Below are 26,250 nucleotides of genomic sequence, written 5' to 3'. Positions count from 1 at the left end.
CCGATGTCGTTTTTGCACCACCTAGAAGAACACAACAACGATCCCGTTTACTGCCCTGGGAGGGCTTTTGTCATGAAGAAATCGCGTTCCGCCTCCAACCTGCCCGCACGCAGCCTGCTGTGCTGCGCGCTGGCCACCTGCCTGTTCGCCACGATGCCGGCGATGGCGCAGTCCAGCAACGCCACCCTGCGTGGTCAGGTTGCCGCCGCCCAAGCCGGCACCGAGGTCACCGTCACCAACATCGCCACCGGCTCGGTGCGCCGCGCGCCGGTCGCCGCCAACGGCAACTACACCGTGGTCGGCCTGCCGCCGGGCACCTACAAGGTCGAGGCCAACGGCGTCACCAAGACCGTGACCCTGCAGGTGGCGTCCTCGTCCACCGTCGATCTCGATGCCGGGACCACGGCCGCCGGCGGCAACGCGACCACGCTGGACACCGTCACCGTCAGCGCGCCGTTGCTGAAGGACGTCAAGACCTCGGAAGTGGGCAACGTGGTGTCGCTGCACCAGATCCAGCAGCTGCCGCAGGCCACCCGCAACTTCCTGGAGTTCGCCGACACCGTGCCGGGCATGGTGTTCCAGATCGACGGCAACGGAAACACCAAGCTGCGCGGCGGTGCATCCAACGCCAGCGCCGGCAACCTGTACATCGACGGCGTCGGCCAGAAGAGCTACGTCAAGGGCGGCGGCATCGCCGGCCAGAGCGACACCCAGGGCAACCCGTTCCCGCAGCTGGCGATCGGCGAGTACAAGGTCATTACCTCCAACTACAAGGCGGAGTACGGCCAGATCAGCGGCGCGGCGATCACCGCGGCCACCAAGTCCGGCACCAACGAGTTCCATGGCGAGGCCTTCTATCGCTACACCGACCAGGATCTACGCGACAAGCGTCCGGACGAGGCGAACGGCAAGATCGATTCGCAGACCAAGGAATATGGCTTCGCGCTGGGCGGCCCGATCATCCAGGACCGCATGCACTTCTTCGTCGCCTACGAAGGCAAGGAGAACGTGGTGCCCAAGAGCGTGCAGGCGGACAACACGGCGCAGCCGTACGTCGGCTTGCTGCCGTCCAATCTGTCGAGCCAGTTCGGCGCGGCCAACATGCCGTTCACCGAGGACCTGTACTTCGGCAAGATCGATTTCGAGCCGACCGACCGCGACCGCATCGAACTGAGCGGCCAGTACCGCGACGAGACCCAGACCGGCAACGTCGGCGGCACCAGCACGCCGGAGCACGGCACCGACAAGATCAACAAGGACAAGCGCGCCAACATCCGTTGGCAGCACAGTGCCGACAATTGGTTCAACGAGTTGATCGTCGGCACCGAAGATTCGGAGAACAACCCGAATCCGAAGAGCATCGGCAACGGCATCGTCTACAAGTACCTGGCTCCCCGCGCCGGCTCCACCGACGTGGACGAGTACACCTTCCTGGAGACCGGCTCCGCCGGCGGTTTGAACGTGCAGCGCAAGAGCCAGAAGGGCTGGTTCCTGCAGAACGACCTGACCTTCACCAGCTTCCAGTGGCACGGCGAGCACACCATCAAGATGGGCGTCAGCTACAAGGACATCAAGCTGACCTCGCAGGATGCGGCCGCGCTCAACCCGCAGTTCAGCTATGCGGTCAACAGCAGTGGCGTGGCCGCCACGCCGTACCGCGTGGACTACGTCGCGCCCTACAACACGCCCGGCCAGAAGGCTACGGTGGAGTCGCCGTCCAAGCAGTACGGCATCTACATCCAGGACGACTGGGCGGCCACCGACAAGCTGATGATCAACGTCGGCGTGCGTTGGGACTACGAAGACAGCCCGGCCTACACCGACTTCGTCACCTCGCAGGCCTTTGTCAATGCGCTGTACTCCGACGATCCGGCCAACCCGGGCCAGCCCTGGGCCAACCGCCTGCTGCCCAGCGGCATCAATGCCGCCGACTACATCAGCACCGGCCGTAACCGCAAGAATTTCAAGGATGGCTGGGCGCCGCGCCTGGGCTTCTCCTACGACTTCTTCGGCGACGAGAGTGCGGTGCTGCACGGCGGTGCTGGCCGCTCCTACGATCGCAATCTGTTCGAACAGCTGGCGCTGGAAACCAGCAAGGCCGCGTTGTCGCCGGTCGCGGTGTACTTCCAGAACCCGGCCACCGGTCAGTGCTACCGCAGCGACCGCGTCTGCACCGCGTGGGATCCGCGCTACCTCAATGGCGTGGATCAGCTGAACACCATCCCCGGCGTCAGTGGCAGCGCCGAGCTGTTCATGTTCAACAACCACCTGAAGACGCCGTACAGCGACCAGTACAGCATCGGCATCACCAATCAGGTCGGTGACTGGCAGACCGACGTCACCTTCCAGCGCATCCTCAGCTACGACGGTTTCGCGATGTCGCTGATCAACCGCTATCCGAACGGCGCCTACTTCCAGAACGGCAGTGCGCCGTGGGGCGAGCCGGTGCCGGGCTACCAGAACACGATCATCGGTATGAACGGCCTGGAGCAGCGCAGCAGCCAGGTGCTGCTGTCGGCCGACAAGCCGTACACCAAGGAATCGGGCTGGGGCCTGACCCTGTCCTACACCCACACCAGCGCGCGTCAGAACCGCAACATCGACGAGCCGTACGCGTTCGACAAGGCGACCATCCACGACTATCCGTTCGTGAAGTCCGATGCCGTGTCGGCGCACCGCTTCGTCGCTTCCGGCTCGATCGATGGCCCGTGGGGCCTGACCTTCGGTGCCAAGGTGGTGCTGGCGACGCCGGAACCGATCAACACCATCGCCTGCTACGGCCACACCGATGCGGACGGCGCGACCTGCCAGCAGGTGGCGGCGGTGCCGCCAGGCAGCGGCAAGTTCCTGGTCGGCGGCAAGATCTGGGGCTACCGTACGGTCGATTTCCAGGCGACCAAGGACTTCACCGTGTACAACGACTTCAAGTTGACCGCACGCGTGAACCTGCTCAATGCCTTCAACTTCAAGAACTACGCGTCGTACTCGTACAACGATTTCGGTTCCGATGGGCGTTTCGATCCCAACATCAGCATCAACAAGACCGGCGACATCATGTACGTGCCGCGCACCGTGACCTTCGAGATCGGCGCCAAGTTCTGATCCACGGCATGACCCACGCGCGTGCCCGACCGGCGCGCGTGGGGTTTCAACGGACGGGGCCGCGTGGCCCCGTCCGCGTTTGCGGTCGCCCCTTTCCTCGGTACAGGACCACGCACGCATGATCGCCGCCCCTCTCCGCAAGCTGGTCATCGTCGGCGGCGGCACCGCCGGCTGGATGGCCGCTGCCGCGCTGGCGCGTGTGCTGGGCCCCGACTACCGCATCACCTTGATCGAGTCCGAGCAGATCGGCATCGTCGGCGTCGGCGAGGCCACCGTGCCGCACATCAAGGCCTTCAACAATCTGCTCGGCATCAACGAGGCCGAGTTCGTGCGCCACACCCAGGGCAGCTTCAAGCTCGGCATCGAGTTCGCCGACTGGCAACGCCCCGGCACGTCCTACGTGCACGGCTTCGGCACCGAGATCGGGCATCCGCTCGGGCTGCTGCCGTTCCAGCAGTACTGGTTCAAGCAGGCGCTGGCCGGCAAGGCGAAGCCGCTGGGCGCCTATACGCTCAACACCGTCGCCGCCAAGCGCGACCGGTTCATGACCTCGGCCACGGATGTGCCGCCGAATTCGCCGCTGGCCAACATCGCCTACGCCTACCACTTCGATGCGGCGCTGTATGCGGGCTTCCTGCGCCGCTACGCTGAACAGCGCGGGGTGACCCGGCGCGAGGGCATCGTCGAGGAGGTGCAATTGCATCCCGAATCCGGCGACGTGCTTTCGGTGCGGCTGGCGTCCGGCGACACGATCGCCGGCGACCTGTTCATCGATTGCTCCGGCTTCCGCGGGCTGCTGATCGAGCAGGCGCTGCACACCGGCTACCACGATTTCAGCCACTGGTTGCCGTGCGATCGCGCGCTGGCGGTGCCCTGCGCCAAGGTCGGCCCGCCGACGCCCTACACCCGCGCCACCGCGCGCGCGGCCGGCTGGCAGTGGCGCATTCCGCTGCAGCACCGCACCGGCAACGGCTACGTGTACTGCAGCGCGCACATCAGCGACGACGAGGCCGCGGCCACGCTGCTGGCCCACCTCGACGGCCCGGCCCTGGCCGATCCGCGCCCGCTGCGCTTCGTCACCGGCCGCCGCAAGCAGGTGTGGAACCGCAACGTGGTCGCGCTGGGCCTGGCCAGCGGCTTCATGGAACCGCTGGAATCGACCAGCATCCACCTGATCCAGTCCGGCATTTCCAAGCTGCTGGAACTGTTCCCGCGCGAGGGCATCAGCCCGGTGCTGGTGCGGCGCTACAACGACCGTATCGCGTTCGAATTCGACCGCATCCGCGACTTCCTGCTGCTGCACTACCACGCCACCGAGCGCGACGACAGCGCGTTCTGGCGGCACTGCCGCAGCATGCCGATCACCCCGGAACTGCAGGAGACGCTGGAACTGTTCCGCGACAGCGGCCGCTTCTACCGCAACGGCGACGAGATGTTCGCCGAGATCAGCTGGGTGCAGGTGATGGTCGGGCAGGGCATCCTGCCGCGTGCCTACCACCCGCTGGTGGACCAGGTGCCGCAGGCCGACCTGGAGCGCTTCATGGCCAGCGTCGAGCAGACCATCGGCCATTGCGCCGACGCGATGCCGCCGCACCAGGCCTTCATCGACCGCTACTGCGCGGCCAAGCCTGCGTAAGCACTGCCCGCGCTGCGCGGACAAAAAAAGAGGCCACGCGCACCAGGCGCGGGCCTCTCCAAATCCGACCGAGGCCGGAGAACGGTATTGGCACATCTCCGGCAAGGCCGGACGCTGGGCATGCTACCGGCACGCCGAAGCTAATGCAATGGTTTAATAATCTACGTCTAAGTCGTTGATTTTAAATTCAATGGCCGGTGCGACCAGCCAGCGTCGCGGCGATTTCCTGCTGGATCGCCTCGGCCGCGGCACGCGGATCGGCGGCCTGGCGGATCGGCCGGCCCACCACGATCGCATCGGCGCCGTCGGCGAAGGCCTGGGCCACGCCCACCGTGCGCTGCTGGTCATCGCCGACCGGACCGCCCGGGCGGATGCCCGGGCAGACGATGGAGAAGCCGGCGCCGGTGGCGCGGCGGATCGGTGCGGCTTCCTGGCCGGAGGCGATCACGCCGTCGATGCCGGCTGCCTGCGCGGCCAGCGCGCGCTCGACCACCACGTCTTCGGGCGCGCGGTCGATGCCCATCGAGGCCAGGTCGGCGCGGCCCATCGAGGTCAGTACGGTCACCGCCAGCAGGCGCATGTCGCTGCCGTTGGCCTCGGCCGCGGCCTGCATCATCGGCGGGTGCCAGCCGTGGATGGTGCAGTAGTCCACCGGCCACTGCGACAGCCGCCGGATCACCCCGCCCACCGTGGCCGGGATGTCGAAGAACTTCAGGTCCACGAACACCCGCTTGCCGCGCCCGGCCAGCGTGTCCAGCACGTCGAAGTACTCGCCGGAGGCCAGCAGTTCCATGCCGATCTTGTAGAACGCCACCGCATCGCCGAGCCGCTCGATCCACTCCAGCGCCTCGCTGCGCCCGGGCACGTCGAGGGCGAAGATCAGGCGCTCGCGCGGCGTCAGTGGCAGCGGCGTGCGGCTCACTGCGCCAGCTCCAGCGCTTGCACCTTGGCCTGGTGGCGCGCAGCCCGCGACTGGGTGAAGTCGTTGTTGAACAGCGCCGGTTCCCAAGAGCCGTAGCTGGGGTTGGGCAGCATCCACCAGCGCTCGCCGAACCAGTCGTGGTACTGCTGCAGCAATTGCGCGCGGCCTTCCGGGGTGTTGGCCACCACCTGCGCGAAATCGCCGAGCTGGTCGCCGAACTGCATCAGCACGCGGTACTGCTGGCCGACCAGCTTGCGCCGGCAGTTCTTCTCCGAGCCGTTCTGCTCGCAATCCTTGACCACCGTGCCCAGGCCCAGCAGCACGCTGTTGTCGGCCACCGGCAGGCCGGCGCTGCGCAGGTTGGCCAGGGTCGCGTCGGTCAGGTGCACGGCGCGGTTGGTCACGTACAGCACGGTGATGCCCTTGGCGGTGGCGGCCTTGGTGAAATCGACCACGCCGGGGATCGGCTTGGCCTTCTTCTCGGCCACCCACTGGTCCCAGGTGACCTCGTCGTACTCCTTGCCGTTGCGGATCAGGCGCGCCTGGTAGGGCGAGTTGTCCAGCACCGTTTCGTCCACGTCCATCACCACTGCCGGTTTCAACCCGGTGGCGGCGTTGCCGCGCTCCTCCGGCACCAGCGCGTCCCAGTTCGGTTCCTTCAGCGCCGCATCCAGGCGGTCGGCGGCGGCGCGATAGGTCTGCTCGGCCAGGGCCTGGTACTCGGCCGAGCGCTGCATCCACAGCACCGCGTTGAGATTGTCGTCGGCCGCGCCGGGCGTGGCCGCAGCGGACGCGGCGGCAGACGCCGTGGCGGCCGGCTTGGCGGCAGGGTCGGCGACCTGTGCCTGCGGCTTGCAGGCGGACAGGGCGAGCACGGCGCAGGCCAGTGCGGTGCGGGCGATCGGAGTCATCGGGCGCGGGAACCTAGGCAAATGAACCGCGGATTTTAGCCGGTTGCGATGACAGACGTGCCGGGCTGCCTGGCACTGCTGCGCAGCGCGTGGCCGCCACGATGAGGCGACCGTCTCGGCTGCCTGGATGCAGGGCGAGCCGACACTGCGAAGGACCGCCACCGTTGCTGCGTCGACGCCGGGCCCGCTGCCGCAACGACTGCACCGGCCATGTCGCGCCGAGCGCAGTGGTCGGTTCAGGACGCAACCTCTGCGGCTTGGCACGGGGAGCCGACGGCACCGCGCGGGCGCTGCCGTGGTCATGAAATGCGTGACGAGCGTCACCGCAAGAAGCAACGTGACGCACGTAAATGCTTGTTTTGACGGGAATTTCCTGACGTCGTGTCGGGAGTTTCCGGATCGCGCCGCGCTGTGGTTTGCACCACACTTATGCGTACGGAAAACCGCGCAACGCGGCGCCTTGTGCGCTGCAGCGTGATCGCGCCTGCACCTGCAGGCAAACGCCGGAAGCGTCACAGGGGACGTTGCAGTGGATCGCTGGAGAAAAGGAGCTTCTCGCATTGTGCTGGCTGCGTGCCTGCTCGCCGGTGTGCCCATGGCGCAGGCGCAGGAACCGCCGAGCACGCTCGACCGCCAGGAACAGCTGCGCCAGGCCGAGCAGGTGCAGCGGCAGCAGGAGCAGGACCGGCAGGCGCCGTTCGTGGGCCCGCGCCAGGCCGAGGCGCCAGCCGACATGCGCAGCACCGCCTTGCCGACCGAAGCCTTGTGCTTCCCGATCAAGCGCATCCGCCTCAGCGGCGCCGGCCCCGATGCGGCGAGGTTTTCCTGGCTCTGGCAGTCGCTGCGCCGCTACGAGGGCCGCTGCATCGGCACGGCCGGCATCGATCTGATCCGCCGCCGTGCGCTGGACCAACTGGTCGCGCGCGGCTTCGTCACCACCCGCCTCGGCGTGCCGGCGCAGGACCTGTCCCGCGGCGAGCTGCGCTTCGAATTGCTGCCCGGGCGCCTGCGCCAGGTGCGCGTGCAGTCGGCGGACGGCCGCGTGTTCTGGCGCGGTGCGCTGCCGCTGCGGCCGGGCGATGTGCTGGACCTGCGCGCGATCGAACAGGGTGTGGAGCAGTTCAAGCGGGTGCCGTCGCAGGACGCCAAGATCGACATCGCCCCGGGCGAGCAGCCCGGTGAATCGGACCTGCTGATCACCGTGCAGCGCAGCCGGCGCTGGCGCGCGGTGCTCAACGCCGACGATTCGGGTGTGCAGGCGACCGGGCGCTATCAGGGCGGGGTCGACTTCGCCCTGGATGCGCCGCTGGGCATCAACGACCTGCTCTCGATCGGCTACAACCACGATCTGGTCGACGACGGCGCCCAGCGCGGCACCCATGGCAACAGCCTGTCCTACAGCGTGCCGTGGGGCTGGTGGACGTTCTCCCTGTCGCTGTCGTCGTACCGCTACCACCAGCAGGTGGAGGGTTTCCGCCAGAGTTTCCAGTCCAGCGGCAGCTCGGACAGCGCGCAACTGGATCTGCAGCGGGTGATCCACCGCACTGGCACCAGCAAGACCACGCTGGGCATGGTGGTGGCCAAGCGCGCGGCGCGCAGCTATCTGGATGGCGTGGAGATCGGCATCCAGCGCCGCCACACCACCAGCGCCGAGCTCTACCTCAGCCATCGCCACTACCTAGGCAAGCTGCAGCTGGACACGCGCCTGGGCCACCGCCGCGGTACCCCGTGGTTCGATGGGCAGTGGACCGGCTACGACCCGGCAGTGGGCTTCCCCGGCTACCGCTACGGCGTCACCACGCTCGACGTCAGCGCCGGCCTGCCGTTCGCGCTGGGCCCGGTGGCGATGAGCTGGGACAGCAGCCTGCATGCGCAGACGTCTTCGCAACTGCTGCTGGGTTCGGAATTCATCACCCTGGGCGGGCGCTACAGCGTGCGCGGCTTCGACGGCGAACGCACCCTCGGCGCCGAGCGCGGCGCGTACTGGCGCAACAGCCTCAACCTGCCGGTGCAGCGCCTGGGCATCACCCCGTACCTGGGCGTGGATGCCGGCCGCATCGCCGGGCCGAGCGCCGCCGGCCTGGCCGGGCGCAGCCTGGTCGGCGGCTTCGTCGGCGTGCGCGGCGCGCATGGCGGGCTCAGTTGGGATGGCTTTGCCGGCTGGGACCTGCACGCACCGCGCGACTTCCACAGCGCGCAGCCGGCCTACGGCGTGCGCCTGATCTACCAGTTCTGACACGGCCTGCCGCCGGCCGGCGGCAGGCAACGCGATGGGTTTTGCCGCGGTGCGCGGCACGAGAGAGACGACGATGCACATGGACCGTACCGACCGCCGCCACCGCCTGCTCGAGCCGCTCAAGCGTGGCCTCGCCGCCCTGCTGTGCTGCACCGTCACCTGGACCTCGCTGCCGCTGTACGCGCAGGTCGCGCCGGTCGCCAATCCGGACGGGCGCCAGCCCGGCCAGCAGGCCGCGGCCAACGGCGTGCCGGTGGTCGACATCGTCGCCCCCAACGCGCGCGGCGTCTCGCACAACCGCTATTCGCGCTTCGACGTCGGCAGCAACGGCCTGATCCTCAACAACAGCGCGCAGATCTCCAAGACCGAGCTCGGCGGCTACATCGCCGGCAACGACAACCTGAAGAACAGCGGCGCGGCCACGCTGATCCTCAACGAAGTCACCTCCACCACCAGCCGCCTGCAGGGTTATACCGAAATCGCTGGGGCCAAGGCGCAACTGGTGATCGCCAATCCCAACGGCATCGTCTGCGACGGCTGCGGCTTCCTCAACACCTCGCGCGTCACCCTGGCCACCGGCACCCCGCTGCTCGGCGCCGATGGCGCCTTGAACGGGTTTTCCATCACCGGCGGCGCGCTGAGCGTCGGCAGCAACGGCCTGGACGCGTACAACGTCGACCGCCTGGACCTGCTGTCGCGGCAGTTGAGCGTGGGCGGTTCGGTGTGGGCCAAGGACCTGCTGGCCAGCGCCGGTGCGCAGCGCATCGGCTACGACGGCATGCTGCTGGAGGTGCTGCCGGGCAGCGATGGCGCAGCGCCGGCGATCGGCATCGACGTGGCGTACCTGGGCGGCATGTACGCCGACCGCATCCGCCTGATCGCCACCGAGGCCGGCGTGGGCGTGGTCAGCCGCGGCACCCTGTCCGCGCAGAGCGGCAGCCTGCAGATCGACAGCGCCGGCCAGCTCAGCCTGGCCGGCACCGCGGTGGCCCGCGACGACGTCGACCTGCGCGCGACCGGCGCGCTGAGCCAGCAGGGCGTGCTCGGCTCGCAGCAGGCCGGCGTGCGCCTGCGTGCCGCGCAACTGGCGCTGGGCGGCGACACCATCGCCCATGGCCTGCTCGATGCTGCCGCCAGCGGCGCGCTGGTGCACAGCGGGCGCAGCAGCGCCGGCGCCATCACCCTGTTCGGCTCGGAACTGGAGGCCGGCGGCAGCCTCTACAGCGGCGGCGATCTGGCGCTGAGCGCCAGCGGCGAATTGCGCAGCAGCGGCAGCGTCTACGCCGTTGGCGCAGCGCAGCTGCAGGCCGGAGCGGCCTGGCTGCAGCAAGGCGGCACCGTGCAGAGCGCCGGCAGCCTTGCAGTGCAGGCGGCGCGGATCGATGCCGCCGGCGTGCTCGACGCCGGCGCCGGCCTCAGCCTGCGCAGCGACGCCGACATGCGCCTGTCCGGCCTGGCCCAATCCTGGCAGGACGCCAGCGTGCAGGCCGGCGGACGCGTGGACACGCTCGGCCAGCTCAGCGCCGGCGGGCGCCTGGATCTGGGCGCGGCGGCGATCGGCAATGCGGCCGGTGCGGTGGTCTCGGCCGGCGGCGACGTCGCGCTAGCGACGCCGGGCGCGCTCGACAACGCCGGTACGTTGTACGCCGGCCGCGACCTGCGCATCGACGCGGCCAGCGTCGGCAACACCGGCGGCAGCTACGCCGGGCGCAACGCCACGCTCGCCACCACCGCGGCGCTGAACAACAGCGGCAGCCTGGTCGCCGGCGCCGCGCTGAGCGTGGACGCGGCGCAACTGCGTAGCAGCGGCGAACTCGGCAGCCAGGGCGGCGACGTCGCCCTGCGCAGCCGCGGCGACCTGGCCCTGGCCGGACAGGTCGCGGCCAAGGGCGCGCTGACCGCGCAGGCCGGCGGCGCCTTGCTGCAAGCGGGTACCCTGAGTGCGGGCAGCGCGCAGCTGCAAGCCGCCGGCGACGCCACGCTGGACGGCGTGGTCCGCACCGATGGGGACCTGCAGTTGAGCGCCGATGGTCAGTTGCGCAGCAGCGCCACGCTGGCCGTCGGCGGCAACGCCACCTTGCACGCGCAGGGGGCGTTGGCGCAGCGCGGGCAGGTGCAGACCGGTGGCGCGTTGGCGCTGGACGGCGCCAGCATCGCCCAGGCCGGCGTGCTGGATGCCGGCACGACCCTGGCGCTGCGCAGCGCCAACGATCTGCAACTGGCCGGCACCGTGCAATCGCGTGGCGATCTGGCGCTCACCAGCGCCGGGGCGCTGCAGAACCAGGCGCAGGTCGTGGCCGGCGGCGCGCTCAGCGCCAACGCCGGCACGCTGAGCAATGCCGCGGGCGGCAGCTTGTCGGCCCTAGGCGACGCCAGCCTGACCAGCGCCAGCGCGCTGTCCAACGACGGCCAGCTGTACGCGGGCGGTGCGCTCCGCCTGCGCGCCGGCAGCCTGGCACAGACCGGCTCGGCCAATGCCGGTACCACGCTGACCCTGACCGTGGATGGCGCCGTTGCCAACCAGGGCGACCTGGTCGGCGGTGGCGACGTGCAGGTCGAGGCCGGCAGTCTGGTCAGCAGCGGCCAACTGGGCAGCCAGCAGGGCCAGGTCGCGCTGAACAGCCGCGGCGATGTGCAGCTCGACGGCGTGGTCGCTGCCGCTGGCGTCTTGCAGGCGCAGGCGCTGGGCGATCTGCAGCAGCGCGGCAGCCTGCGTGCGGCGGGCGTGCAGCTCAACGCCGCGGGTAACCTCGATGTGGCCGGCACCGTGCAGAGCAGCGACACCCTGCAACTGCAGGCGCAACGTGCGCTGCGCGTGGACGGCCAGGCCAGCGCGAGCGGCGCGGTCGGCGTCAACGCCGCCAGCGTCGCACTGGGCAGCGGCGCCATCCTGCAGAGCGCGACCGCCCTGCAGGTGGGCACAGCGGCCCTGGACAGCCAGGGCACGTTGGACGCAGGCACCGATCTGCGCCTGCACAGCACGGGCGACATGCACCTGGCCGGCCTCGCCCAGGGCGGGCGCGATGTCGCGGTGCTGACCGACGGCACCCTCGACAACCAGGCCAAGGTATTCGCCGGGCGCGCGCTGCAGCTCGCCGCCGCCAGCGCCAGCAACCAGGCGCAAGGCCAGTGGCTCGCGCAGACGACGCTCGACGCCAGCGTACAGGGCACCTTCGACAACGCCGGTCTGGTACAGGCCGGTCAGGCCGCGACCTTGACCGTGGGCAGCCTGCAACAGAGTGGCCGCACCTATGCCGGCGACACGTTGACCGTCCAGGCAACGACCGCGTTGGGCAATACCGGCGACCTGATCGGCAAGCACGATGTGGCGATCAGCGCCGGCAGCGTGACCAGCAGCGGCCAGCTGGGCAGCCAGGACGGCCAACTGCGCGTGACCAGCGCTGGCGATGTGACGCTGGGTGGCAGCGTCATCGCGGCGCAGGCGCTGAGCGCCACCGCAGTGGGCGACCTGCGTCTGGACGGCGTGGCCAAGGCGCGCGCGATCGCCCTGAGCGGGCGCGATGTGGGCGTCGCCGGTGCCTTGCAGAGCGCCACCGGTGCGACGCTGCAGGCGCAGCGTGCGCTCGGCGTCGATGGCCAGGCCCTGGCCGCCGGCGACCTGCAGTTGCAGGGCGCCAGCATCGCCACCGGCAGCAATGCCGTGCTGCAGAGCACGGCCGGCGCGATCACTTTGCAGGGCGGCAGCATCGACAGCCAGGGTGCGCTCGACGCCGCCACCGACCTGACCCTGCACAGTCAGGATGCGCTGCGCCTGGCCGGCATCGCCCAGGGCGGCAACGACGTGCTGCTGACCGCCGCGGGTGCGTTCGACAACAGCGCCCGCGTGGTGGCCGGGCGCGATCTGCAGGTGCAGGCGGGCAGCGCGGTCAACCGCGCTGCCGGCACGCTCGCGGCCGGTCGCGTGCTGGATCTGCACGTCGATGGGTTGCTCGACAACGCCGGCCTGCTGCGCGGCGAGCAGGCACTGACGCTGCAGGCCGGCAGCCTGCAGCACAGCGGCACGCTCTCCACCGGCCAGGCGCTGACCCTGCGCAGCAGCGGCGCGATGGACAACCGCGGCAACGTGATCGCTGGCGGCGATCTGCTGGTGGACGTGGGCAGCCTCAGCAACAGCGGCCAGCTCGGCAGCCAGAACGGCCAGGCCACGCTCGCCAGCCAGGGCGACCTGCTGCTGGGCGGCAGTGTGATCGCCGCGCAGGCATTGAACGCCACCGCGCTGGGCGACCTGCGCCTGGACGGCGTGGCCAAGGCGCGCGCGATCGCCCTGAGCGGGCGCGATGTCGGCGTCGCCGGTGGATTGCAGAGCGCGACCGGCGCGACGCTGCAGGCGCAGCGTGCGCTGCGCATCGATGGCCAGGCGCTGACCAGCGGCGACCTGCAGCTGCAGGGCGCCAGCGTCGCCACCGGCAACGCCGCAGTGCTGCAGAGCACGGCCGGTGCGATCACCTTGCAGGGCGGCAGCATCGACAGCCGCGGCACGCTCGACGCCGGCACCGATCTGGACCTGCACAGCGATGGCGCCCTGGCCGTGGCCGGCGTCGCCCAGGCCGGGCGCGATGTCGTCCTCACCGCGGGAGCGCAGCTGACCAATGCCGGACAGGTGCTGGCCGGGCGCGATCTCACCGTCACCGCCGCCGGCATCACCAACGTCACCGGCGCCAGCCTCGCCGCGCGCGGCGCGCTGGGCCTGACCACCGCCGGCACCCTCGCCAATGCCGGCACCCTGCAGTCCGGCCAGGCGATGACCCTGCAGGTCGGCGACCTGCAGCATAGCGGCCAGGCTTACGCCGGCGACGCGCTGCGCCTGCATGCCAGCGGTGCCATCGACAGCCAGGGCGAACTGATCGCCAAGCGCGACCTGCAGCTCGACGCCGCGCGCATCGCCAGCACCGGCCAGCTCGGCAGCCAGAGCGGCCAGGTGACGCTGACCAGCCAGGGCGACCTGACGCTGGGCGGCACCGTCGCCGCCGCCACCGGACTCAGCGCGCATGCTCAGGGCGATCTGCTGCAGGCCGGCACGCTCAGCGCGCAGGCACTGGACCTGCGCGCCGGCCGCGACCTGACCGTGGGCGGCCAACTCGCCACCACGCAAGGACTGCAGGCGCAGGCGCAGCGCGACCTGCAAGTGAACGGCAGCGTCAGCGCCGGCCAGGACGCCGCCCTGCAAGCCGGCGGTACCCTGCGCAGCGACAGCCAGAGCGTGCTGCACAGCGCCGGTGCGCTGCAGTTGAGCGGCGCGGCCATCGACAGCCAGGGCACCGTCGACGCCGGCACCACCCTGGCGATGACCAGCACGGGCGATCTTGCCCTCGGCGGGCTGGTGCAGTCCGCTTCGACGCTCGACCTGCGCGCCACCGGTGCCCTTAACAATGCCGCCCAGGTGGTCGCCGGCACCGACCTGAGCATCACCGCCGCCAACGCCACCAACAACGCCAGCGGCATGCTCGCCGCCCTGGGCAATGGCACCTTCACCGTGAGCGGCCTGCTCAGCAACGCCGGCGCCCTGCGTGCGCGCCAGCGCCTGCAACTGGACGTCGGCTCGCTGCAGCAGACCGGCCGCAGCTACGGCGTGCAGCGCCTGGCGCTGACCGCCAATGGCGCCATCGACAACCGCGGCGACCTGATCGCCGGCAGCGCCTTGCGCGTGCAGGCGGCCAGCGTCGCCAGCAGCGGCCAGCTCGGCAGCGAAACCGGCGACGTGGCCCTGGTCAGCCAGGGCGATCTGACTCTGGGCGGCACCCTGGCCTCGGCCGGCGCCTTCAGCGCACAGGCCGGCGGCGCGCTCAACCAGAGCGGCGCCTTGAGCGCGGCGACCACGCTGCAACTGCAGGCGCATGGCGACCTGACCGTGGCCGGTACCCTCAACGCCAACCAGGTGGTGCTCGGCAGCGACGCCAGCGTGTTGCAGCAGGGCACCGTCAGCGGTGCGGATGTCGCGCTGCAGGGCCAGCGCATCGACAACGCCGGGCAGACCCTGTCCAGCGGCAACCTGCGCCTGAGCGGCGGCACCGTCGCCATCGGCGGTGTGGCGGCGGCGGGCGTGCGCGCCGATGGCGGCCTCGGCAACAGCGGCGCGCTGACCCTGCATGCCGATGGCACGCTCAGCGCCAGCGGCCGTCTGATCGCCGCCGGCAACCTCGCCGCCGATGCCACGCAACTCGCGCTGGCCGGCAGCACCGCCCGCGTCGGCGGCGATGTCGCGCTGACCGCGAGCGGCGACGTAGATCACCGCGGCGCCGACCTGCTGGCCGGCGGCCTGCTCACCGTGCGCGCCGGTGGCGCGCTGGACAACAGCGCGCTCAACGGCGTCGGCGGCACACTACAGGCGGCGGGCCTGGACCTGGGCGCGGCGACGCTGCGCAACGGCAATGGCGCCCTCGTGCAGAGCGGCAGCGGCACCACGCGCATCGCCGTCACCGGCGCGTTCGACAACGGCACCGGCCGCCTGGTCAGCAACGGCAGCGCCCTGCAACTGGGCGCGGCATCGATCAACAATGCGCAAGGGCGCATCGAACACGCCGGCAACGGCACCCTCACGGTGAGCAGCGCCGGCGCGCTGGGCAATGCCGGCGGTCGCATCCTCACCCAAGGCCAGCTGCAACTCAGCGCCGGCAGCACGCTCGACAACCAGGGCGGCGCCATTGCCGCGGCCGGCGATGCCAGCGTCACCGTGGCCGGACTGGGCAACGTCGGCGGCAACGTGTCCGCGCGCGGCCTGAACCTGCAACTGGGCAACGGCGCGCTCGACAACCGCAGCGGCGTGCTGCAGGCCGCTGGCGGCAGCCTCGTGCTGCGCGCCGACAGCCTCGACAACCGCGGCGGCACGCTGCAGGCGGTGAGCGCCAACGGTGCCGGCGGCGATCTGCGCGCCGATCTGGCGCATGCGCTGACCAACGATGGCGGCCTGGTCGGCGCCAGCACCGACCTGACCCTCGGCGCGGAGAACGTCAGCAACAGCGCCGGCACCATGCAGGCCGGGCGCGATCTGGCGTTGACCGCGCGCGGCCAGCTCGACAACCACCAGAGCGGCCGCATCGGCGCCGCCCGCGATCTCAGCGCCGCCGTCACCGGCGCGCTGCTCAACAGCGGCGGCCAGCTCGACAGCGGCAATGCCATGACCCTGTCCGGCGGCCGCATCGATAACAGCCAGGGCAGCATCGTCAACAACGGCGGCGGCCTCACCCGGCTCACCACCGGCGGCGACCTGCGCAACGTCGGCGGCAGCCTGGGCGGGCGCGGCAGCGTCGTGCTCGACGCCGCCAGCATCGCCAACGGCAGCGGACAACTGGTGGCCGGCGGCGACCTGATCGCCAACACCAATGCGCTCGACAACCAGGGCGGCAACGCCTACGCCGGCGGCAGCATGCTGTTGCAGCGGAGCGGTGCCACGCTCGACAACCGCAACGGCAAGATCAAGGCCGAACAGGCGGTGCGCCTGACCCTGCAGAGCCTGAGCAACAGCGGCGGCCAGATCGGCGCCGGCAGCAGCGCTGGCGGCGCGGGCGACGTGGTCATCGACACCGTCGGCTTCGACGGCGGCGGCAGCATCCTCGGCCAGAACCTGCTCGACTTGACCATCCGCAACGACTACACGCACCGCGCCGGTGCCGACATCACCAGCAATGGCGATTTCCGCCTGGCGGTGGGCGGCAACTTCGTCAACGCCTCGGCGCTGCAGGCCGGGCGCAGCCTCGGCGTCAACGCCAGCAGCATCAACAATCTTGCCGGCGCCAGCATGCGCTCGGGCAACGTGCAGTTGAACACCGGCGGCAGCGTCACCAACGCCGGCGACCTCTCCGCCAGCGGCAACCTGCAGGTCACTGCCGGGTCGGTGTCCAACACCGGCAGCCTGGTCGGCGGCAACGTGCTGGTGGATACCGGCACCCTGGTCAATGGCGCCGATCTCGGCGGCGCCACCGACAACGCCGCCTACGGCAGCGCGCTGATCGGCGCCACCAGCGGCATGACCTTGCTGGTGCGCGACCAGTTGGTCAACCGCGACGCGAAGATCTTCAGTCTCGGCAACATCGCCATCGGCGCCGCGCGCGATGGCAATGGCACGCTCACCGCGCGCACCGGCACGTTGGACAACGTCTCGGGCAGCATCGAAGCCGATGGCAGCATCCTGATCGCGGCCAATCAGATCAACAATCGGCGGCGGGTGGTCAATGCCCAAACCACACCGCTGTCAGACGCAGAGCGCGACGCGATCAACGCCACGACACCTCCCGAAGTGTTGTACGTCGGTCAGCCGATGCCTGAGCAGAATGGCCCGAACGTTGGCGATAGAGTCGGCCTGGGCGCCACGCGGACCTACGACGTCATCAGTCGCGACAAGCTCATTTCCACCAGTGTCGAAGGACGTATCGTTGCTGGCGGGAATATTTCCATGTCCGGCGGCGTCAATAACTATGCGTCAACGATCGCTGCCGCCGGTCTGCTCTCTGTCAATCGTCGTGGCACGAGCGGTTTGAGTGATGGACTCATCAGCGGACAAGAGGTCGTAAGCAACAACGCGTTGGCACTGAGCCAGCGCACCAAGTACACCGACGTCGAACAGGTGGCGGTTCTGCAGGATGGCGATTGCGCACGCGGCTATCGGGCGGATGGCTGTACCTATGAGGTGCAGGAAAACGAAACCGGCTCCGGCATTCTGGACAACAGCTACATCGCCCTCGCCGCCAACATGACCGGCGGACAGGGCGTTTCGATCAGTGGCGCCACCATCCGCAACGGCGCGGTCGGCAGCGATGGTCGCAGCATCGGCGGCGCGTCCTTCAACGCCACCCAGGGCGGAGCCCTGAACCGGTACGGCACGATGAGCGCCGACGGCCCTGGCGGTATCGCCGTGCAGGCGCAGACCGCTGCGACGCCGACCAAGGCCAACGTCGGCAACCACATCGCCACCGCCAGCCTGGGTGCCATCCGCATCGACGACGGCCAGGCCACCCTGGCCGATGGCAACAGCGCCACTGCGTCCCAGGTCCAGGCCAGCGGCGTGCAGGCCCAGCTCGGCGGCGCCAGCAGCGGCAGCCGCAGCCAGGTCCAGGCCGGCACCGCGCAGGCGGTGCTGACCGCCGGCAGCGTGCCAGGCCAGTACCAGCAGATCGATCCGGGTACCGGCCAGGTGCCGCAGGTGGTCGGCGGCGTCGGCGCGCCGCTGGGCAACATCGTGCTGCCGATGGGCGGGCTGTACCGCCTGGTCGGCAGCAACGGCGCCAGCGTCAACACGCTGGGCCGCGCCGCCAACGGCCTGGGCGGGGTCAAGGCCAACACCAGCGCCCCCGGCCGCCGCTACCTGATCGAGACCGATCCGCGCTTCGTCGACTACGACAACTTCATCAGCAGCGATTATCTGCTGGACAAGCTCGGCGTGGATCCGCAGTGGACCCAGACCCGCCTGGGCGACGGCTTCTACGAACAGCGCCTGGTGCTGGACCAGATCACCCAGCTCACCGGCCGCCGCTACTTGGGCAACTACGCCGACGGCGTGGCCCAGTACCGCGCGCTGCTCGACGGCGGCGTGGCCGAGGCGGGCACCCTGCACCTGAGCGTGGGCGTGGCGCTCACTGCCGACCAGGTCGCCGCGCTGACCCACGACATCGTGTGGATGGTGGAACAGGAGTACCAGGGCCAGAAGGTGCTGGTGCCGGTGGTGTACCTGGCGTCCAAGACCGCGCTGACCCTGCGCAGCGACGGCGCACTGCTGGCCGGTGGTGCGGGCGACACCGTGCTCAATGCCACGGCCGGCTTGACGAACACCGGCACCATCAGCGGCGCCAACGTCAGCGCCACCGCCGGCAACCTGCTCAACCAGGGCCGTATCGCCGGTACCGGCACGGTGACGTTGCAGGCCAAGCAGGATCTGCTGAACCTCGGCGGCCAGATCGCCGGCCGCGACGTGCTGCTGAGTGCCGGTCGCGATCTGACCAGCTCCACCCGCGACGCCATCGCCGGCGGCGACCTGCGTTCGGGCATCACCGCCGATAACAACCTGCGGCTGCAGGCCGGCCGCGACCTCAGCCTGACCGGCACCACCGTGCAGGTGGGCAATAGCGCGGCGCTGCAGGCCGGCAACAATCTGATGTTGCAACCGACCGCGCTGCGTGACGAGTCCGGTCTGCTGCGCGGTGGCGACCGGACCAGCCTGATCGTTGGCAACAACCTCTCCCTGCAGGCAGGCAACGATCTGGCCATCCGCCAGGTGCAGGTGCAGGCCGGTGGCGACCTGATCGCTGCGGCCGGCCATGACCTCGACGTGACCTCGGCACTGGGTGGTAGCCGCACCGTCACCGATCAGATTCTCCAGGGCAAGACCAAGGTCGTCACCGCGACCACCACCCAGGACCTGGACCAGCAGGTGCTCAGCGCCGGCGGCAACCTGGTGCTCAGCGCTGGCCACGACGTCAACCTGACCGCGGCCAAGCTCGACGCCGGCAAGGGCCTGGCAGTGGTCGCAGGCAACGACCTCAACAGCACCACCCTGACCACGGTCGACACCAGCAACACCCTTGAGACGCGCAAGCGCTTCAAGCAGACCACCACCACCCGCGACGAGATCGTCCACGGCACCGAGTTCACCGCCGGTGGCGACATCGCCCTGCAGTCCGGCCACGACGTGAACCTGACCGCGGCCAAGGCGTTCACGGACAAGGGCGCGCTGGCGGTGTCCGCTGGCAACGACGTCAATCTGCTGGCCGCACAGGAGCAGCACGATGCCGTGCAGGACATGCAGAAGAAGAAGTCCGGCTTCCTGTCCAGCAAGACGACGACGACCCACGACGAGTGGCACGACAGCACCGCGGTGGCGACCACGCTCAGCGGCGACACCGTGCAGATCGCTGCCGGCCACGACCTGCTCTCGCAGGGCGCGCAGGTCGCCGGCACCGGCAACGTGGTGGTGGCCGCTGGCAACGATCTGACGCTGGAGACGGCGCAGAACACGCATAGCGAAGAGCACGAGAAGAAGGTCAAGAAGACCGGCCTATACAGCGGCGGCGGCTTCAGCGTCACTCTGGGGGCCAGCAAGCAGACCAATACGCTGGATGCGACGGAGGTGAGTCAGAGCGGCAGCCTGGTCGGCAGCACCGATGGCTCGGTGACGCTGATGGCAGGCAACGCGCTGGCGATCACCGGCAGTGACGTGGTCGGCAAGACCGGCACCGCCATCGTCGGCAAGGACGTGACCATTGCCGCGGTCGAGAACCGCGTGGATACGGTCCAGACCTCCAAACAGCAGAGTGCCGGGATCACGCTGGGCCTGACCGGCGCAGCGGTGCAGGCGGCCGAAGCGGCATATGGCGCCACCAAGCGCGGCAGCGAGGTCGAGGACAGCCGGCTGCAGGCGCTGTACGCGGCCAAGGCCGGCTAAGCGGTCAAGGACAGCGTCGATGCCTACCAGGCTGCCACCGCGCAAGGCGCACAGATGGGCGGGGCCAGCCTGCGCATTGGTATCGGCGCCAGCAGCGCTTCCAGCAAGACCGTCACCCATGAGGAAACCACCGGCGGCAGCCGCATCCTGAGCGACGGCAACATCACCATCGCCGCCACCGGCGGCGACTTGAACGTGATCGGCAGCAAGATCGACGGTCAGAACGTTGCTTTGGCGGCGGCCAACAACCTCAACCTGCTGAGCCAGCAGGAGACCAATACCGAGAAGTCGAGCAACAAGAACGCCGGCGGCGAGATCGGCGTGAGCGTCGGCACGACCACCGGCATCTACCTGAGCGCCTATGCGGGCAAGGGCAGTGCCAAGGGCAACAGCGAACTGCACACCGAGAGTGTGGTGACGGCCAAGGACACGCTGACCCTGGCCAGCGGCAACGACACCACGATCAAGGGGGCGCAGGCGTTTGGCGACACGGTCCTGGCCAAGGTCGGTGGCGACCTGCTGATCCAAAGCGAGCAGGACACCAGCGACTACAAGAGCAAACAACAGCAGGCGGGCGTCACCCTGGTCTATGGCTACAGCACCGGCGGCAACGTCAGTGGCTCGTACAGCCAGCAGAAGGTCGACAGCAACTACACCAGCGTCAAGGAGCAGAGCGGCGTCCAGGCAGGCAATGGTGGGTTCGATGTCGATGTCGGAGGCAATACGCATCTGATCGGCGGTGCCATCGCCAGCACGGCTGAGGTTGAGAAGAACCGCCTGTCCACCGGCAGCCTCACCGTGGAGGATCTGAAGAACAAGGCGGAGTACAAGGCCAGCAGCGTCGGGGTCAGCACGGACATGGCGTCCAGCGCCACGACAGCCGCGCTCGGCGCCGCCCTAAGCCTGTCGGGGGGACAGAACGGCAACGCTAGCAGCGTGACCAAGAGCGGCGTCTCTGCTGGGACGATCGACGTTCGTAACGGAGACACCTCGGCAGTAGCCAACCTGGATCGCGGTGCGACGGAACTGCAGCAATCCGGGCTGAAGCAGATCTTCGACGAACGTAAAGTCCAAGACCAGATGGAGATGGCTAAGGTCGCGGGGGAGGTCGGCTTCCGCACGGTTGGGGCGATTGGAGATGCGCTGACCAGCAAGTACAAGGACGCAGCACTCGTTGCTGATGGCGCGGAAAAGCAACTGAAACGTGACGATCTCACTCCGGATCAGCGCGCCGCGATCCAGCAGAGCCTGGACACTGCCAAAGCCACTATGGCGGCGTACCAGGAGCAAAACGATCTCTGGAAGGATGGCGGAACCGGCAAGACGCTGCTGCATGCGGTCGCAGGTGCGGTTGCGGCGAACCTTGGTGGCGGAAACGCGATGCAAGGCGCGCTGGGCGCTGGCGCCGCCGAGCTTGCGCGTCCGCTGACCGAAAGCGAATCGAAGCTCGTACAGAATCTGGTCAGCGCGCTGATCGGCGGCGCTGCGGGCGGCGAGACGGGCGCCGGCGTTGCCGTAGACGGAGAGAACTTCAACCGGCAGTTGCATCCGGACGAGTTGAAGAAGATCAATGCCAGTGCGGCCACGTTCGCAGCAATGGAATGCGGCCAGGCATGCACACCGGAACAGGTGGAAGCCGCGCGGCAGCGCCTGATCGTGCAGGCCATGCGTCAAACGGACAGCCGATGGAACGACATCCTTGGCATGGGTGGGTTGGTCGCTCAGGACGGAAATGCACAGAGTTTCCTGGCATCCATCACACAGACCAAGGGCAACTACACGGATTTCTCTGCCGATTGGGCCCAGTACAACGATCACTCGATGTTCGCCAGCGCGTTGCGTGGCACCCCAGCGCTGGACCAGGTGTATGGGGCGGTCCTGCGGACGGCAACCAATCAAGATGATCAGCGTCATCTGTTGCAGGCGCTCAACCGCACCGATGCTGGCTGGACTGACGACTACGTCAGTGGCGTCCTGAACCGCGACGCATGGGCCATCGGCACCACGTTCACCGGCGACGTCGGATTTGTAGCGGACGTAACGCAGAAGCTGGCTACTGGCGACGCCCAGGGCGCTCTCAGCGCGGTTGCTGGAGCTGTGGTGCTGTCCAAAGTCGGTGAGTTGGGCGGGATCGTTGCCGGCAAGGCTGTCACCATCATCAAGGACGCTCTGAACTCGACGAAAGGCGCGTCAGACTCGGTGTTGCCGTTGGTTGTGAAAGAGACCACCACAGCTGGCAATGCGGGCAACGTGGTCACCGAAGTGCCATTGCTGAAGCCTGAGGTTCCAACCTCGAGCAGTGCACTTGAGGCACCGAGGAGCAATGCAATCGATACTTCCGCCTCGGCGGGTTTCCCTGACGTGCCTCCGGGCTATAGCACGCTGAAGTCGGCAGGGGCGGCTGCGAATGAGACGGGTGGGCTTCCAGACGGGTTTAGGCGCGTATTGAACAATGAGGGCGACGTTGTAATCCAGAGCTCAAATGGCGTTATCTACAAGGAGGTAGATGTCTCCGCTGGTCAAAAAGGTGGATGGAGTAAGGATCTGAATAAGCCGGAGCCAAATACTGTTTATAATGTTGACGGGAACAAGGTTTATAGAACAAACGCTAATGGTGACGTTGAATATGTCGAGGCGAGTTTGTCGCTGAGTACTAAAGATAGGAATACCTATCAGCAGTGTAAAGCAGGAAAATGCGGCTTCGCTGATGACGAAGGCGGCCACCTCGTGGCTAGTATCTTCGACGGGCCTGGTGAAAAGCTAAACTTGGTTCCTATGAATTCCAACCTCAATAGAGGTGCTTGGAAGTCGATGGAGAACGAATGGGCTAACGCGCTAAGGGAGGGTAAGGATGTGAAAGTCACAATTGAGCCGGTTTATTCTGGATCTTCTTCTCGCCCGGATAGAATAGTGGTAAGGTATTCTATTGACGGATCACGTCCTGTGCATGTGGATTTTAGAAATTCACCCGGAGGAGTTTGATGGAAGATCAAAGAATTTATGAGAAAATCGGTCAGTTGTTAATTAATGCCTGTCCCGCAGCTGCCGAAAAGGTTATTGTTCGCGCAAAAATTTTCCCTGAAGGGGACGGTGCGACTTATGAGTTTGATTATGTAGATGGCAATGAAGTAACGCGCTGGTTTGATCCTCCCGCTCGAAAAATTGGTGAATTAACGGAGCTCTTGGTTTGCTTGCAAAAAGAATTCATAAATGACGAGCTTGTTAATGAGGCACGAATTTGGAGGGAGTGTGAAATAAAGCTTGATACCAAAAGTTCAAAGATCGGAATCAATTTCTCCTACAACGATTAGTTTTATAAGCCCGCCAAATTAGTTCAATGTCTGCTGTTATCGAAACATTCCGTTATGCCGCGAAAGGAATGTGGATTGAAAAGCGATATTGATATTTACAACGAAATGGCTTCTTTGCTTGTTGGGTCTGCTCCCGCTGAGTCAAAGATTGTGAAAATGAAGGCGGAGATGAAATATGGAGATGACCACCTCGAGTCGACATATTTCTACGAAGATGCGGATGGAGCGGAAAATTGGTTCTTGCCAAAAGGGGATGATGTCGCAGGTGACATGTTAGACCTATTGGTTGAGTTCAAATAATATTTTAATAAAAATAATTTGTTTAAAAGCGGGAGACCTTGTGTTGGCGTCACTTTTATATGTATATTATTAACTCAAAAATTAATTGCGGCTTCATTTGTCCTTAATGGGCGTCGCATCATAAGAGTATTCAGTTAAAAGATAAGGCGGATCCAATCAAGGTCCATCGGTAAATGATGACGTAAGTCAGGAGTGACCGGTCGCGACCAGGATCGCACCGCTCCACTGCCTGTCAGAACGACAGCACCAGCACCGCACGGGTGAGCCAGGTCAGTGCCGGCGGCAACCTGACCCTGCTCGCCAGCGATGGTTCGATCACCAGCCAGGGTACGCAACTGTCGGCCGAGGGCAATGCGCTGCTGCTGGCGAGCCAGAACATCGATCTGGGTGTGGCGCATACCACCGAGTCCAGCGGTAACGACAGCCAACGACAGTGCCCGAAAACTATCAAAATAATCCTAAAATTGAGGTTTTTTGTCCGGGTCTAGAGGAAAAGTTGGATTCCTTGGTTGGTGGATGGATAGGAGGAGCATCGTACTGCGATGAAGTTATAGTCGTTGGGAAGCTCTGTAAACCTACATCTCGTTCAAATTTTGCATCTGTCTATGAAGTAAAAGAAGTTTCTTTGCTGAGGGATGGAAGTACTCATCTTTTGAAATTTTAGATGCTAAATTTAAACTTAGTTTCAACTTTCGTTTTGCATAAACTCTATGCTTACTGATGTCTAGATGCAGGATGACAACTGGATGGGGGCCTAGCGAGAGTCCCCTGCAGATAGGCTGCTGAAGCTCGGCGTGGATCCGCAATGGACCCAGACCCGGCTGGGCGATGGCTTCTACGAACAGCGCCTGGTGCTGGACCAGATCATCCAGATCACCGGCCGCCGCTACCTTGGCAACTATGCCGACGGCGTGGCGCAGTACCGTGCGCTGCTGGACGGCGGCGTTGTCGAGGCCGACGCCTTGCACTTGAGCGTGGGCGTGGCGCTGACCGCCGACCAGGTCGCCGCGCTGACCCACGACATCGTGTGGATGGTGGAACAGGAGGTTCAGGGCCAGAAGGTGCTGGTGCCGGTGGTGTACCTGTCGTCGAAGACCGCGCTGACCCTGCGCAGCGATGGCGCGCTGCTGGCCAGCGACAGCGGCGATGTCTCGCTCAACGCCACGGCCGGCCTGAGCAACACCGGCGCCATCAGCGGCGCCAACGTCGGCAACCTACTCAACCAGGGTTGCATTGTGTCCAGTGGCACCGTGGCGTTGCAGGCCAATCTCAACTTCGGCGGCCAAATCGCCGGCCGCGACGTGCTGCTGAGCGCCGGTAGCGACCTCACCAGCCCCACCCGCGACGCCCTCGCCGGCGGCGACCTGAGTTCGGCCATGACTGCCTGCAGCAACCTGCTGCTATAGGCCGGCCGCGATTAGCCTCACCGCACCACCGTGCAGGCCGGCAACAGCGCCGCGCTGCTGGCGGGCAACAACCTCTCGCTACAGTCAACCGCACTATGCGACGAGTCCGGCCTGATGCGTGGTGGCGATGGCACCAGCCTGACCGTCGGCAACAACCTGTCAAGCAAGACACCACGATCGGTACAGCAGCAGCCCGCAGAGCCAAACTCTCAAGCATCATGCTTCGCCCAGACCAGCAAGAAGCCACTGCCATGACCGACACCACAATCACTCCCGTTCTCTCTACCATCGAAGCCCGCGCCCTCGGCTGTCTGATCGAGAAGGAGGCGACCACGCCGGATGCGTATCCGCTCACGGTCAATGCGACGGTGGTGGCGGCCAATCAGAAGACGTCGCGAGAGCCGGTGATGGCGTTGAGCCCGGGCGATGTGCAGCACGCGCTGCGGCAACTGGAGGGGCGCGGATTGGTGCGGCAGCAGTTTTCATCGCGCGCCGAGCGCTACGAGCATCGGTTGGCGGCGGCGCTGGATCTGACCCAGCAACAGGTGGCCTTGCTCGGCCTGCTGCTGTTGCGCGGCCCGCAGACGGTCAATGAGTTGCTGACACGCGCCGAGCGCATGGCGCGCTTTGCCGATGCGGACGATGTCCGTCATCAGTTGGAACGGCTGGCACAGCGCCAGTTGGCGGTGCAGTTGCCGCGCGCCAGCGGGCAGCGCGAGGACCGCTACATGCATCTGCTCACCGGTCCGGTGGATGCGGAGGCGTTGGCAGCCACGTTCAAGGCGCGGCCGGCGGCGTCGGGGAATGACGAACTGGAAAGCCGGGTGCAGGCGCTGGAGGCCGAGGTGGCGGAGTTGCGCGAGATCGTGGCGCAGTTGCAGGCGCAGCGCGGCTCCGAGTGACGCGGCGCGTGTCTGTCCTCTAAAGGTAGTCTCCCGCAAACACGGAGGCTCACGTGTAGGAGTCAACTGTCATGCAGCCGCGATGACAGGAGGGGCATACGCTGCCTGATCACGCGCGATCGCGTTGAGCCA

General features: G+C 67.1%; 10 protein-coding genes and 2 pseudogenes. 10 read left to right on the top strand and 2 right to left on the bottom strand.

Going from position 1 to position 26,250, the window contains the following annotated elements; all coding sequences use genetic code 11:
* The first annotated feature begins 72 nt into the window (after positions 1-72).
* Both M3U25_RS15440 and M3U25_RS15435 read left to right on the top strand, forming a co-directional pair.
* Positions 73-3,102, top strand: coding sequence for a TonB-dependent receptor (locus tag M3U25_RS15440; RefSeq protein WP_355501804.1), 3,030 nt, complete (start codon positions 73-75; stop codon positions 3,100-3,102).
* A 118-nt stretch (positions 3,103-3,220) separates the two neighbouring features.
* Complete coding sequence (locus M3U25_RS15435) at positions 3,221-4,738, top strand: tryptophan halogenase family protein (protein WP_355501807.1); 1,518 nt, start codon at positions 3,221-3,223, stop codon at positions 4,736-4,738.
* A 187-nt stretch (positions 4,739-4,925) separates the two neighbouring features.
* On the opposite strand, the gene pyrF is transcribed toward M3U25_RS15435, so the two are convergent.
* Both pyrF and M3U25_RS15425 read right to left on the bottom strand, forming a co-directional pair.
* Positions 4,926-5,660 (bottom strand): orotidine-5'-phosphate decarboxylase, encoded by a 735-nt coding sequence (pyrF, locus tag M3U25_RS15430; protein WP_355501810.1) that lies wholly within the window; start codon positions 5,658-5,660, stop codon positions 4,926-4,928.
* Positions 5,657-6,571 carry a 5'-nucleotidase, lipoprotein e(P4) family gene (locus M3U25_RS15425; RefSeq protein ID WP_355501813.1) on the bottom strand — a complete coding sequence of 305 codons (915 nt, stop codon included), beginning with the start codon at positions 6,569-6,571 and terminating at the stop codon, positions 5,657-5,659. Before M3U25_RS15425 ends, pyrF begins: the two co-directional genes overlap by 4 nt.
* Positions 6,572-7,166: 595 nt before the next feature.
* Here M3U25_RS15425 and M3U25_RS15420 point away from each other — a divergent pair.
* The 8 genes and pseudogenes from M3U25_RS15420 (at position 7,167) to M3U25_RS15385 (ending at position 26,118) form a co-directional block, all read left to right on the top strand.
* Complete coding sequence (locus M3U25_RS15420) at positions 7,167-8,807, top strand: ShlB/FhaC/HecB family hemolysin secretion/activation protein (protein WP_355501834.1); 1,641 nt, start codon at positions 7,167-7,169, stop codon at positions 8,805-8,807.
* A gap of 73 nt (positions 8,808-8,880) precedes the next feature.
* Positions 8,881-21,582: pseudogene (locus tag M3U25_RS15415) on the top strand (hemagglutinin repeat-containing protein); the annotation flags it as partial.
* Positions 21,580-23,181 (top strand): DNA/RNA non-specific endonuclease, encoded by a 1,602-nt coding sequence (locus tag M3U25_RS15410; RefSeq protein WP_355588664.1) that lies wholly within the window; start codon positions 21,580-21,582, stop codon positions 23,179-23,181. The pseudogene M3U25_RS15415 and the gene M3U25_RS15410, both read left to right, overlap by 3 nt.
* Positions 23,181-23,510 carry a hypothetical protein gene (locus M3U25_RS15405; RefSeq protein ID WP_355501816.1) on the top strand — a complete coding sequence of 110 codons (330 nt, stop codon included), beginning with the start codon at positions 23,181-23,183 and terminating at the stop codon, positions 23,508-23,510. The genes M3U25_RS15410 and M3U25_RS15405 overlap by 1 nt, the downstream gene beginning before the upstream one ends.
* A gap of 75 nt (positions 23,511-23,585) precedes the next feature.
* Positions 23,586-23,810, top strand: coding sequence for a hypothetical protein (locus M3U25_RS15400; RefSeq protein WP_355501819.1), 225 nt, complete (start codon positions 23,586-23,588; stop codon positions 23,808-23,810).
* 227 nt (positions 23,811-24,037) lie between these two features.
* Positions 24,038-24,298, top strand: a pseudogene (locus M3U25_RS15395) (hemagglutinin repeat-containing protein); the annotation flags it as partial.
* Between the two features lie 306 nt (positions 24,299-24,604).
* Entirely contained in the window at positions 24,605-25,216 is a 612-nt protein-coding gene (locus M3U25_RS15390; protein ID WP_355501821.1) for an S-layer family protein, read from the top strand.
* 251 nt (positions 25,217-25,467) lie between these two features.
* Positions 25,468-26,118 (top strand): DUF480 domain-containing protein, encoded by a 651-nt coding sequence (locus M3U25_RS15385; protein WP_355501839.1) that lies wholly within the window; start codon positions 25,468-25,470, stop codon positions 26,116-26,118.
* Positions 26,119-26,250: the final 132 nt, after the last annotated feature.

This window comes from Xanthomonas sp. PPL134, assembly GCF_040595915.1.
GTDB lineage: Bacteria > Pseudomonadota > Gammaproteobacteria > Xanthomonadales > Xanthomonadaceae > Xanthomonas_A > Xanthomonas_A indica.
The sequence above is the reverse complement of the archived record's forward strand: the minus strand, read 5'-3'. Positions and strand labels throughout refer to the sequence as shown.

What these genes read in the sequence shown, in the direction of transcription:
- M3U25_RS15410 (WP_355588664.1), top strand. Translation starts at nt 21,580, where the DNA reads ATGCAAGGCGCGCTGGGCGCTGGCGCCGCCGAGCTTGCGCGTCCGCTG.
- M3U25_RS15405 (WP_355501816.1), top strand. Translation starts at nt 23,181, where the DNA reads ATGGAAGATCAAAGAATTTATGAGAAAATCGGTCAGTTGTTAATTAAT.
- M3U25_RS15435 (WP_355501807.1), top strand. Translation starts at nt 3,221, where the DNA reads ATGATCGCCGCCCCTCTCCGCAAGCTGGTCATCGTCGGCGGCGGCACC.
- M3U25_RS15425 (WP_355501813.1), bottom strand. Translation starts at nt 6,571, where the DNA reads ATGACTCCGATCGCCCGCACCGCACTGGCCTGCGCCGTGCTCGCCCTG.
- M3U25_RS15420 (WP_355501834.1), top strand. Translation starts at nt 7,167, where the DNA reads ATGGCGCAGGCGCAGGAACCGCCGAGCACGCTCGACCGCCAGGAACAG.
- M3U25_RS15385 (WP_355501839.1), top strand. Translation starts at nt 25,468, where the DNA reads ATGACCGACACCACAATCACTCCCGTTCTCTCTACCATCGAAGCCCGC.
- M3U25_RS15440 (WP_355501804.1), top strand. Translation starts at nt 73, where the DNA reads ATGAAGAAATCGCGTTCCGCCTCCAACCTGCCCGCACGCAGCCTGCTG.